Annotated in this window: 10 protein-coding genes; all 10 read left to right on the top strand. The window is 35.0% G+C overall.

The window, feature by feature from the left end:
* The first annotated feature begins 92 nt into the window (after positions 1–92).
* The 10 genes from asnB (at position 93) to F5ESL0228_RS07495 (ending at position 13,063) form a co-directional block, all read left to right on the top strand.
* Positions 93–2,042, top strand: coding sequence for an asparagine synthase (glutamine-hydrolyzing) (gene asnB / locus F5ESL0228_RS07540; RefSeq protein WP_122023366.1), 1,950 nt, complete (start codon positions 93–95; stop codon positions 2,040–2,042).
* Positions 2,043–2,060: 18 nt separating this feature from the next.
* Positions 2,061–3,320 carry a carboxylate--amine ligase gene (locus F5ESL0228_RS07535; protein ID WP_122019164.1) on the top strand — a complete coding sequence of 420 codons (1,260 nt, stop codon included), beginning with the start codon at positions 2,061–2,063 and terminating at the stop codon, positions 3,318–3,320.
* Between the two features lie 311 nt (positions 3,321–3,631).
* Positions 3,632–4,687: a PTS sugar transporter subunit IIC gene (locus F5ESL0228_RS07530; RefSeq protein ID WP_122023365.1), complete on the top strand. Its 1,056-nt coding sequence runs from the start codon at positions 3,632–3,634 to the stop codon at positions 4,685–4,687.
* Positions 4,688–4,699: 12 nt separating this feature from the next.
* On the top strand, positions 4,700–5,689 hold the full coding sequence (locus F5ESL0228_RS07525) for a D-2-hydroxyacid dehydrogenase (RefSeq protein WP_122019159.1): 990 nt from the start codon (positions 4,700–4,702) through the stop codon (positions 5,687–5,689).
* Between the two features lie 15 nt (positions 5,690–5,704).
* Positions 5,705–6,493 carry an IclR family transcriptional regulator gene (locus F5ESL0228_RS07520; protein WP_122023364.1) on the top strand — a complete coding sequence of 263 codons (789 nt, stop codon included), beginning with the start codon at positions 5,705–5,707 and terminating at the stop codon, positions 6,491–6,493.
* 388 nt (positions 6,494–6,881) lie between these two features.
* On the top strand, positions 6,882–8,936 hold the full coding sequence (locus tag F5ESL0228_RS07515; RefSeq protein ID WP_122023363.1) for an SLAP domain-containing protein: 2,055 nt from the start codon (positions 6,882–6,884) through the stop codon (positions 8,934–8,936).
* A gap of 163 nt (positions 8,937–9,099) precedes the next feature.
* Positions 9,100–10,323 carry an MFS transporter gene (locus tag F5ESL0228_RS07510; RefSeq protein WP_122019150.1) on the top strand — a complete coding sequence of 408 codons (1,224 nt, stop codon included), beginning with the start codon at positions 9,100–9,102 and terminating at the stop codon, positions 10,321–10,323.
* A gap of 94 nt (positions 10,324–10,417) precedes the next feature.
* Entirely contained in the window at positions 10,418–12,367 is a 1,950-nt protein-coding gene (locus F5ESL0228_RS07505; protein WP_122023362.1) for a M13 family metallopeptidase, read from the top strand.
* Between the two features lie 78 nt (positions 12,368–12,445).
* Positions 12,446–12,901 (top strand): transposase, encoded by a 456-nt coding sequence (locus F5ESL0228_RS07500; RefSeq protein ID WP_122023361.1) that lies wholly within the window; start codon positions 12,446–12,448, stop codon positions 12,899–12,901.
* 39 nt (positions 12,902–12,940) lie between these two features.
* A complete protein-coding gene (locus F5ESL0228_RS07495; protein ID WP_122023360.1) occupies positions 12,941–13,063 on the top strand; it encodes an SLAP domain-containing protein in 123 nt (40 codons plus the stop codon).
* The last annotated feature ends 16 nt before the right edge of the window (positions 13,064–13,079 follow it).

Raw genomic sequence — 13,079 nt, 5'->3', positions numbered from 1 at the left:
GGGCAATTTGGTAATTGGCTGCCTTTTAGCCTATAATAGTAAAGTTAGACTAAGGAAAATAGATGTTTGAAATAATTTAAGGAAGATAAACTATGTGCGGAATTGTTGCATTTTATAATCCAGAAATAAACGATAAGCAAGCCGCCATCGGTAAAATGATGGCAACAATTAAGCACCGTGGTCCTAATTCAGATGGGCTTTACACTAACGATAAAGTCGCACTGGGTTTTAGACGGTTATCGATTATTGATTTGCGTGGCGGTAGCCAACCAATTTTTAACGAAGACAAAACGCGGGCAATTATTTTTAACGGAGAAATTTATAATTTTAAGCCGCTAAGAGAAGAGCTAATTGTGGCTGGACATACCTTTACAACTAAATCAGATACTGATGTTTTACTACATGGATATGAAGAATGGGGCATGGATGGTCTTCTCAAGCGGGTTCGGGGAATGTTTGCCTTTATTATTTGGGATGATAATACCCAAACAATGTATGGTGCTCGCGACTTCTTTGGTATCAAGCCATTATATTACAGCAATGACAATGGTCATCTTATTATGGGCTCTGAAATCAAGAGTTTTCTTGCTTTCCCTGGTTTTAAACGTAGACTCAATACTGAGGCAGTTAAGCCATATTTAATGAATCAATACAATGACTTAAGTGAAACGTTCTTCAAAGGGATTCACCGTTTTCCGGCAGGGCATTGGTTCGAATATAAAGCTGGCGAGATGAAAATTCATCAATATTGGGATGCCGAATACAAGGCTAATAGTCTTAGCTTTGAAGAAACGGTTAAGAAAATTGATGAGGATTTGAAAGAAACAGTTGAACTGTACCACAATGCTGATGTTCCGGTAGGGGCCTTTTTATCTGAGGGTGTTGATTCAAGCTACATTACTAGTATTTTAAATCCTGATGATGTGTTCTCAATTTCCTTTGATGATGCCACTTATGATGAGGCGTCTAAAGCAAAAGACTTAGCCGATATTAAGGGGTGGAAGTTTTACTCAGATAAAGTAAATGCTGATGAAGCAATGCATGATTTTGCAGAAATGCAATACCATATGGATGAACCAGATGCTAATCCGTCAATTATCCCTTTATGGTATCTATGTAAAATGGCACGTAAGCACGTCACAGTGGCATTATCTGGTGAAGGTGCTGATGAATTATTTGCCGGCTATGTTAATTATGGCATGCACACCCATAACAGTGTAATTAAGGCTTTTACTTCTCAATGTGTAAAACTACCTAAAAACACCAAAATAAAATTGGCGCGCAAGATAAAGAAAATGCCAAACTTTCCAGGGAAAGTGCATTTATATACTAATTTGGCGCAACCAAGTGAATTTTATGTAGGGCAGTCCGTCATCTATGACATGGATTATCCAACTATTTTTACTTCTAAAGATGCCAATAGTATTTTGCGACCATCTTATCGCAATCAGTTAACGGTTAATGGCATTTATCAAAGTGACTTTAAGAAAGTTAAAGATTTGGATAATGTTCGCCAAATGCAATATATCGATTTGCATCACTTTATGCTAAACGATATTGAACAAAAAGCTGATAAGATTTCAATGGCGCACTCGTTAGAACTACGAGTTCCTTACCTAGATAAGAAAATGGCAGAACGTGCTAATTCAATTCCGACAGATTATTTGGTTAATAGCCATGACACCAAGTATGCTTTACGTAAGGCCTCTGAAAAAGTATTGCCAGATGAATGGGCTAAACGTCCGAAACTAGGTTTTCCAACACCAATTAAACAATGGTTACAGGAACCACGCTTTTATAAGCAAGTAAGGGAATTATTTAGCGAAGACTTTGTCCAAGATATTTTTGAGCAAGATAAGATATTGCAATTATTAGATGATAATTATAAGGGCGATGGGACGCACCGGCGTCAAATTTGGACGATATATACTTTTTTAGTATGGTATAAGTTATTCTTTGTTGATTATGAGGGAACAGTATCCAAGTATCAGCACGTGCAACCAGAAGTAGCTAGCTTGATTGAGCAAGGAAAGTTAGTCTGATAGGAGCAGATTTTTAAAATGAAACAATTTACACCCATCTTACTTGGTAGTGATATTAATGTTTATGGTATGGCTCGTTCATTTAATGAAGCCTATGGCATTAAAGTTAAGGCATTAGCTGATACCCAATTGGCACCAACGCGTTATTCTAAAATTGTAAACGTTGAATTACACCATGGCTTTAGTACAGATCCGACCTTTATGGATGTCATGTATGAACAAATGAAAATTTATCAAGACCACAAGGAACCAGTGATTTTGATTGCTTGTGGGGATGGTTATGCAGAACTGCTTTCTAAGCATAAGACTGAGTTAAGCGATGTTTTTATTGTTCCGTATATTGACTATGATCTTTTAGCAAAATTGATTTCTAAAGAAGGCTTTTATCAAATTGCGGAAGAATATGGCTTACCTTATCCAAAGACAAAAATTGTAACATTGGCTGACTATCAGGAAGAAAATTATTTAGAGCTTCCTTTTGGTTATCCACTGGAATTAAAGCCTGAAGATCCAGTTTCTTGGCTTGATGTTCAATTTGAAGGTCGTAAAAAGGCGTTTACCATTCATAATGAAGCTGAATTAAAAGATATTATCGGCAAGATTTATGGTAATGGCTATAAAGAAGACCTGATTTTGCAGGACTTTATTCCCGGGGATGATTCTAACATGCGTGTTTTAAACGCTTATGTTGACAAGGATCATCACGTCAAGATGATGTGCATGGGGCATCCGCTATTAGAAGATCCGACTCCGCAGTCAATTGGTAATTATATGGCGATTCTACCTGAATATGATGAAAAGCTATATGAGCAAGTTGAAGCATTCTTAGAAAAATTAAATTATACTGGAATGGCTAACTTTGATATTAAATATGATACCCGTGATGGCAAGTATAAGTTCTTTGAAATCAACTTGCGTCAAGGTCGCTCTAGCTTTTATGTCACTTTGAATGATTATAATCTCGCTAAGTGGTACGTAGAAGATTATGTTGAAGATAGTTTAAAAGATAAAGAAACTGTTTATGGGAATAAACTAAAGTCTAAGCATGTTTTGTGGCTGGGGCTACCAGTTAAAGTTTTCCAACGATATGCAGTAGATAATGATGCCAAGCAATTGGCTGAAGAATTAATTCATGAGGGTCGCTATGGTACGACAGTGTTTTATGACAAGGATCGTAACTTTAAGCGCTGGCTGTTAATGAAATATATGTTCCATAATTATAATGGTCGTTATCAAAAGTATTATCAGGAAAATAAAGGACAATTTTTTAATAAATAATATTAGTTAAAAAAGCAGATCAGTTAAAATTAGTTAAAGGCCGTATGTCGATATTCAATCGAGATACGGCCTTTATGTTGGCTTACTTTTTAAAATTATGTTAGTTTCGGCTCACGTTAATATTGTGAACAATTTGATATAAGTAAAATAAAATTTATATCTATTGAGTCTGCTTTTAGTGCCAAAGCTTGATTAACCAGGATCAAATAAAAAACAGCTATTTTATTACATGATTTTTACTTGAAATTTTTTTCACAATAGCTTATATTTAGAAAGTGAAACGTTGTTCCATTTATTTAAAGGAGAATTACATGAATGAATTAAAAAAATATAAATTTAGTGACTTTTGTAATAAAATAATGTCTGCTGTAGCAATGGCTATAGTGGTTGCTGTGACACCAGGAGCGATCATTGCACCATTTATAAGTGGGTTGGCTAACACAAATTCATTTTGGAACACAGTAATCACAGCTACTAACATGGGAATGTATATTGTTCCCGTTGCAGCTGGCATTTTGGCAGCTAATCAATTTGGTTTTAATATGATTGAAAAAGCTAGTGTTTCGATAGCTAGCCTAGTGGGCAGTGGAGCAGTTATATATTTAAAAGGCGAGTGGAAATTAGTTGGAATGGGAGACTTAATTAATACCATTTTGATTATTGCTATTTCTATAGTTGCCATATTTTTAATTAGAAATTATGTTGGAAGTTTTTCAATTATATGGGATCCTATTGTCTGTGGGACAATAGTAGGATCTTTTGGTATGTGGAGCTATACTTACGTTCATTTGATTTCAACGACTGTTGGTTCAATATTAAATTCGTTTACAAGGCTTCAACCGACTTTAATGTGTACATTAATAGCCATGTCTTTTGCAGTTATTATAGCTACTCCACTTTCAACAGTGGGATTGGCTTATGCGATTGGAATTAGTGGATTAGCAGGTGGTGCAGCATCTGTTGGTGTGACATCTTGCTTTATGATAGTTGCCATCGCTACGTATAAAGTTAATGGAAAAGGAGTTTCTTTTGCAATGTTTTGGGGATCTGTGAAAATGATGTTAGCAAACTTTGTTAAGCATCCACGCATGTTACTTCCAATAGCGATAGTCGGGGCAATAATTGGTTTTGTAGATTCATTTTTAGGAATAAAAAATGGTTCAGCTTATGCCGGCTTTGGTCAGCCTGTTGGTCCAATTAATTCATATACGTATATGAATGGACCTGATTTATTAAAGATAGCTATTTTGATATTTATATATTTTGTATTGCCGATCGTTGTGTCAATAATTGTGGTTCACTTTATGGAAAAATTCCCAAAATTGTATAAAAAAAGTGATTGGGTAGTCAACATTGACGAAAAGTAAGAGGAGAAGAAAATGAAAATTATTTGTTATGGAGTTATTGAATTAGAAAAACCATATATTAATAAATGGGCTAAAGAAAATAATGTTGAAATAAAGCTTGTGAAAGAAGAACTAAACGATGATAACGTTGGTTTAGCTGAGGGTTATTCAGGTGTTTCTTCAGAAGGGATTACTCCTGTAAACGAAGTGGTTTATTCTAAACTTGAGAGTTTTGGAATAAAACAATTGGCAATTCGTCAAGTTGGAGTAGATAATCAAGATTTAAATGCTGCCAAACGACATGGTATAAGAATAACTAATGTTGCTGCTTATTCTCCTCGTGCAATTGCTGAAATGGGAGTAACGCAGGCAATGTATCTATTACGTAAAATTGGTATTTATCAAGAACGTATGGAAAAGGGAAATTTCACTTATGATCAATCTACTATTAGTACAGAAATTTTTAATTGTACCGTTGGATTAATTGGTGCTGGCCATATTGGAAGTGCAACTGCTCAAATTTATAATATGCTAGGGGCTAAAGTTATTACCTATGATCCATATTATGATGCATCACTTGAACCATTTACAACTTATGTTGACTTAGATACCATTTATAAGGAATCAGATATTATTTCATTGCATGTACCATTGTTGCCTAACACAAAAAAGATAATTAATGAAAATTCAATTAATAAAATGAAGAAAAAACCAATTTTGCTTAATATGGCTAGGGGTGGACTTGTTGATACCCAAGCATTAATTAAAGCACTTAAAAATGGAAAAATTTCAGCAGCTGGATTAGACACTCTAGAAGATGAAATAGACTTTTTTGGTAAGCAATTAGATGAAGAGTCTTTACCTAAGGACTACCAGATATTGCATAAAATGCCTAATGTTTTGATTACGCCACATATTGCGTTCTTTACAGAATTAGCAATTAAAAATAGTATGGAAATTGCTTTAAATGATGCTAAGACTATAATTAATGGAGGAACTACTAGAAGTATCGTAAATCCATAAAAAGAGGTTACTTTTTTGAACGATGAATTAAATAAAACCGTCATTAACACTTTTAAGATTATTGATGTGATAGCAAATGCAAAAGATAGTGTGGGAATTAGTAATTTAAGTGTAGCTGTATCCTTACCAAAAACTACAGTATTTAGATTAATTAGTACACTAAAATATTTAAATATAATTTTTGAGGATAAAGATAAAAAATATAGCTTAGGTTCAACCTTTTTAAAATATGTTAATAGGGTTAAAAGTAAGAATTCTCTTGTTGAAATTGCACTACCTTTTATGAATCAATTTTCAAAAAAAATAAAAGAAACAATAAATTTGGGAATATTATATAATTCACAGGTAGTCTATCTAAAAAGTATTGAGGGAGAGAACTTTTCTCTTCAAGTTAAATTAATGCCAGTAGCTCCCTTATATTGTAGTAGTATGGGAAAAATATTTTTAGCTACTTTTTCAGAAAAACAGTTAACTCATTACTTCGCTACTTGTAACCTAGATAAAAAAACAGTGAATACAATTAATAATGAGACAGTGTTAAGAAAAGAAGTTTTAGCAATAAAAAAAGAAAAAGTTGCCTATGATAATGAAGAAGCTGAGTATGGATTAAGTTGTATTGCTGTTCCAATAATTAAATGTAATAAAGTGGTAGCTGCAATTAGCGTTTCGGGTCCAACATCTCGAATGCAAGTACGTGGTTTAAAACAAATTAAGATGGAATTAGAAAACACTGCACAAAAAATAATTAAAAGCTTACATGAAGAAAATATTGATGATTTATACATCAATGAAGCAGATTTTTAGTGTTTAACAGTTAATATTATTTTGATTTGCTAAGGTCGTATGTCGATAAAATATCGGTATACGATCTTTTTATATTTATTATAAGTCTTGGGTGCAAGGGTAGTTTATTGAAATAAAATAGAATCAAAATTGTGATATGTATCTGCATTAAGTATGCGTATATTTATTTTTTGCTTTATTATTTTTTTACTTAACTTACAAAAATAAAAACAGCGCAATAATTATATTGGCTTAATTTTTTGCTGATTATGAAGCTGAACTTTTAATTTATTCTATCAATTATTATCTTTTATATATATTTAGTTATACAATTGATTATAAGATACAATTTATTATTTTATAAGAAATAATTGTATTATTAGCTGTAAGTTTTACGGAAGAAGTAAATATGAAAAAACGTAAAAGTTTTAATCAAAAGAATAAAAAGATAATGGTTAGTAGTCTTGCCGCCAGCACGTTATTGATATTAGGAATTACTGAAAATAACACCGTTAAAGCGGCTGACTTGCGACCTGAAGTTTCTGAGCATTTAACTACAACTAGCTTGCCCAAAGCTGCATCAAATAATCATTTGACTAGATCACAACAATTTATGTGGGGCAACACTGTACCATTAGAATACGATGCTAATAATAGAACCCTAACTATTGGAACACCTGGGGAAAAGTATACTATTAATGGTCCTGGTATGCTTGCAATGGTAGCACCAGGAGTGAAACATATAGTTATTGCTGCTGATTTAATAAAAATTAGTGGTTCTGCTGCTGGTATATTTGCCCAGTTAGATCAATTACAAGACATTCAGAATTTGGATAGACTTGATACTTCAGATGTAACTAATATGAGTAGTATGTTTTTTGATGACCGTAATCTAGCTGGAGTGGATGTTTCGCACTTTAACACAGCTAAGGTTACTGATATGAAAAGTATGTTTGGCGCTTGTGAGAAAATAACAGAATTAGACGTTAGTCGTTTTGACACGAGCAATGTTACTGGTAGTGGGCTGATATACATGTTTTCGAACTTGAGGTCCGTTAAAAAGCTCGATATTTCAAACTTTAAAGTTGATAAGGTGACGAATCTGAATGACATGTTTTTTGGCTGTTCGTCATTAGAACAGGTAAAACTCCCTCAATGGAATAGTGAAAAAATCGCTGCTTTGGGAGGTATGTTTGAGTGGTGTGAAAAGTTAAAAGAAATTGACCTCAGTAGTTTTAAAAACTCGACCCCGACCGAGATGGATCAAATGTTTCACGATTGTAAAAGTTTAGAGAAATTAGATCTTAGTGGTTTTAAAATGACCAGTTCAACTCTACGTTCAGATATGTTGACAGACTTACCTAAGTTGAAATGGCTAAAATTAGGCAAGAACAACGTCTTAGATGGGTCTGGCTTAAATACTCCTGTAACGTGGTATAACCAAGGTGATGATCCTTCCTATCTGCCAGCTAATACTCATAAATGGAGTTCAAGCGAGCTAATTAGTAATTATAATCCAAATACGGACGCTGATACCTACGCTGATAAAAAGGCTGTACCAAAACCGCTACCTTCGCCTGTACCACCAACTGATTCAACAAGTCAAACGCCAGCTATTCCCATCACTTCTAATCCTAGTAATCATGTCCCGTCAACTAATGATATGGTTAAAGAAGTTGTGCTTAAACACAATGCTTATCTCTATGATAAAAATTGTAAGCGGGCAAATAAGGTGACGCTTAAGTTTGATTCAGAGTTAGCTGTGCATGGTAAAGAAAAGATTAATGGCAGAACATTTTATGTTTTAGTTGATCAAGGTGCTGACAAGCAGAAATATTATGTAGTCGCTAGTAACGCTGACGCAACTGCGCAGGTGCTAAAGCATAATGCATATGTTTATAATCGGTATGGCAAGCGAATTAAGCACTCAAAAATGTTGCGCAACAAACAAAGAATTGACACCTATGGTGATCCATTAACCATTCGCGGACACAAATATTTTATCATTGCCCGTAATCGTTTCATCAAGGCCAATAACGTTATGCCAATTACAGTACAATCATTAACTACAAGTGGTATGAAAGTAAGCGTAAATGTAAATAATCTCGTTGAAAAGCAAATTATGCACAATGCTTATCTTTATGATGAGCAAGGACAACGTGCCAATAAAGTGATTCTTACCACCACCTCAGTTGTAGATGTCATAGGCAAGAAAGTTTTAAAAGGTACGAATTATTATGAACTTTCTAATGGTTTGGACATTGTTGCTAACAATATCGATGGTACTAATATGAAACTCAAGCATAATGCATATGTTTACAGTCGTTATGGTAATCGGTTAGGCAAAAAAGTGTTCAAAAAGAATCATTTGGTTAGAACTTACGGTAGCAGTGTAACGATTAAGAAAAAGAAGTATTATATTATCGGTCAAGGTACTTATATGAAAGTGGCAAATTTTAAGTAATTAACGTTAATTACAATATAGAAATATAGAACACCCGCAAGTTAAGCACGAATCCAGAAATTAAAGTAAACATTTTGATTCGGTCATTAACACCTTGGGGTGTTCTTTTTTTAAACTTCTTGCTAAACTGGTAAATAGAGTCTAAGTGGAGAGGATTAATTATATGAAACTTGCACATGGATTAAATAATAATGAAATAGAAGTCAAATTGCGCTGGCTGCTGTTAGGAGAATTGGTAACTTGGATTGGGTCAAGCTTTGTTTGGCCATTAACCTCAGTATATCTTAACAAACAGTTACATATCAGTTTATCAGTGATTGGTATTGTTTTATTCTGCAATTGTGCCAGCAATGTGTTGGGATCATTGGTAGCGGGCTGGCTTTATGATCGCTGCAACCCATACCCATTAATTGTTACTGGACTTGGGGTAGATGCATTAATTTTGATTTTGATGGCGTTTTTCCATGGCTGGCCAGAATATTGGTTCTGGTTGGTGCTGACTGGCTTTGCTAGCGGATGGAACGGAACCCTAATCAATTCAATTGCGACCAGCCTGCGCAAGTATCCGGGACGCTATGTTTTCAATCTAATTTACTTTGCCCAGAACGTGGGAACAGTGACAGGCACACTCTTAGTGGGCTACCTATATGATTTTTCGATCGAATTTTTGTTCTTGTTGGCAGCGGCTTTATTTGCAATTGGCTTTATTAATGCCGCAATTCATTATCGTCCAATTAGCAATTTTCATAAGCAAAGACATGCTAAGAAAACACAATTAGGCAAAAAACCTAAGGCTGAACCGATGCCTAAATATAATTTGATGCTGATGGTAGGATTTTTAATTTCACTAGCAGTAACGTGGCTAATGTATATGAACTGGGAATCTAATCTTTCCGTTTATATGGTATCTTTGGGTATTCCGTTTCACTTATATAGTCTATTATGGACTCTTAATGGAGCAATTATTGTGATTGTGCAAGTAATTTTGGCACGGTACCCAAATATTTTTAAGAGCTTGTTCCAACAAATTGTGTTCGGCACTTTGATGTTTGCCATTTCTTTTGCAACCTTGATTGTTGCTCGGGACTTTTTGCATTTTGCCTTATCGATGGTTATCTTAACTTTGGGCGAATCTACAGCTTTTCCAGCTGTTCCGGCTTACATTAATGATTTATCGCCCAATACCAGTAAGGGTAAATATCAGGGGGTAATCAATGTTGCTCGCGGGATAGGTCAAGCCTTTGGTCCCTTATTTGGCGGGATGATAATTGATCGGGCAGGCTATATACCATTTTTCATGGTTGCAGCTGGCGGAATTTTTCTAATGGTTATTCTGCTATTACCGCTTTATGCGAAGTTACGGCATCGGATAAAACTTTACAAATAAAGTTTGTAAAAGCTTTTTAATATTAACCTGATAATTAAAATGATAATATTAATCTAGTTAAATTTTAATCTTAATCCCAAGGGAGGATTTTTAAATGAAAAAAATTTCTACAATTCGTGGCGGAAGCGGCGATGTAATTGAACCTAAAGTGGGTACACGTCCCCAAGACAATATTTATCTAGCGGTTAACTCGGACTGGCTTGAAAAGACTAAGATTCCTAGTGACCGTTCGCGGATGGCATCTTTTGATGGGATTGACGTTAATGTTGAAAAGCATTTAATGCAAGATTTCGCAGATTTTGCCTCTGGTAAAAAAGAGGTGCCCAATGTTCCTAACTTGAAAAAGGCGGTTAAGCTTTACCAATTAGCAAGCGACTTTGATAAACGTAATCGCGAAGGGGCAGAGCCGATAAAATCCGACTTGGCACTTCTTGCTGAACTTAAGGACTTCTCTGATTTTAATTTGAAGGCACCAGACTTAACAACTTTTGCATCAATGCCATTTGGCTTTGATGTGGAACCGGATATGAAAAACACCAAAGTTAATGTACTGAACTTTGCCGGTCCTGGAACCTTTTTGCCAGATACTACAACTTATCAAACTGAAGATGCGGCTAAATTATTAACTATTTTGCAACAGCAATCAGTTAAGTTGCTTGAAATGGCTGGAATAGATCCTGCAGTAGCAGAAAAATATGCGGCAGATGCAATTAAGTTTGATGCCAAACTAGCTAAAGTAGTTAAGTCATCTGAAGAATGGGCTGATTATCCAGCAACTTATAATCCAATGAAAATTGCTGATTTTGAAGCTAAATTTAGTGAATTCAAGATTGATTACTACTTGAAAGAAGTCATTGGGGAAGAGCCTGCCAGAATTATCGTAGCAGAACCACGTTATTTAGATCATATCAATGAACTGGTCAATAAGGATAATTTCGAAGAAATTAAGGGCTGGATGATTGTCAACTTTATTAATGACGTTGCCTCTGAACTATCACAAAGCTTCAGAGAAGCTGCCTTTCCGTTTAGTCAAGCCTTGTCGGGTCAGCCACAATTATCCGATGGTGTTAAACAGGCATATCATATTGCCAATGGTAGTTTTAGTGAAGTCGTTGGTGTTTATTACGGTCAAACGTATTTCGGCTCTGAAGCCAAAAAAGATGTTGAAGATATGATTCGGCGCATGTTGACTGTTTATAAAGAGCGCTTGGCAAAGAATAGTTGGCTATCCGAAGCTACCAAAAAGAAGGCAATTGTAAAACTTGAAGCTTTGGAACTTAAAATTGGTTATCCTGATAAGATTGAAGAAATCTACAATCGATTAGAGGTTATTCCAGCTAACCAAGGCGGCAGTCTTTACTCCAATGAACGCGCTTTTGCAATCGAAGAGCAGAAATACAACATTGAACAATTGCACCGTGAAGTTGACCGAACAATTTGGGCAATGCCAGGCAATTTAGTTAACGCTTGTTATGATCCGCAAAGAAATGACTTAACCTTCCCAGCCGCAATTTTGCAAGCACCATTTTATGATTTAAAGCAAGATCGTGCCACTAACTTTGGCGGGATTGGGACTGTGATTGCTCACGAAGTTTCGCATGCCTTTGACAATAATGGGGCGCAATTCGATGAGTTAGGTAATATGACCAATTGGTGGACTGATGAGGACTATGCCGAATTTAAAAAGCGGACACAAGCTGAAATTGATCTGTTTGATGGTCTTGAATATGGTCCAGTTAAATTGAATGGTAAGCAAATTGTGTCTGAAAACATTGCCGATCAGGGCGGATTGACTGCTGCAGTTGAGGCTGCTAAAAATGAAAATGACGATTTAAAGAAATTGTTTGAAAACTTTGCTAGAATTTGGGCAAATAAGCAGTTGACTGAGTCAATTAAGACTCAAACGGCAGTCGATGTTCATGCCCCAGGTCCATTACGGGCAAATGTCCAAACGCAATGTCAAGATGATTTCTATCAAGCCTTTGATGTGAAGCCAGAAGATGGTATGTGGTTAGAGCCAGATAAACGTGTTCATATTTGGTAATTTAATTATTAAAACAAAAACAGCACTATTCTGATCTGAACCCCGAAATTAAGACAAATTAATTTCGAGGTTTTTATTATGTCTAAATTATCTAAGCAAGACAAAATTGATATCTATAATCTATGGAAAAACTATCAGGTTGGTTCTGGAGAATTAAGTCGCAGATATGATGTAAATATTAGTGTACTTAACTACTTAGTTGCTTTAATCGATCGCCATGGTTTTAGTATCCTCAATAAATCCTACATTACTTATTCTGCAGAATTTAAAGAACAGGCTATTAGACGTGTCATAGTTAATCATGAGTCTTTGTACAGTGTTGCGCTGGACTTAGGTGTAGTGGCATTAAATGCACAAGATGTAAAAGCTGATCAAACAACTGATCAATCGGTTGATACAGCAAAATTAAAGCAAACTGCAGATAATATTGTACCAGTTATAAATATAATTAATGGTGCTGATAATAATTTATCAAAGCAGACAAGTAGTGAAACAAATGATAAAGTTCAACTTCCTGTTAATGATAATAAATGAAAATATCATGGTTTATCCTGAAAGCGTGCTAATCATCGCTTGCTACGTAAGGGCAGATATATTCGAACATATGGTGCACCTTATCAATTTAAAAACGGTAAGTTATATTACCGCATTGGTGGACCGAAGAAACAATACGTCAAAGTAAGAAATTTTAAGTAAGAAAAAAGAATTGTAT

Source organism: Lactobacillus sp. ESL0228 (assembly GCF_003692825.1).
In the GTDB taxonomy this organism is placed as follows: domain Bacteria; phylum Bacillota; class Bacilli; order Lactobacillales; family Lactobacillaceae; genus Lactobacillus.
The sequence above is the reverse complement of the archived record's forward strand: the minus strand, read 5'-3'. Positions and strand labels throughout refer to the sequence as shown.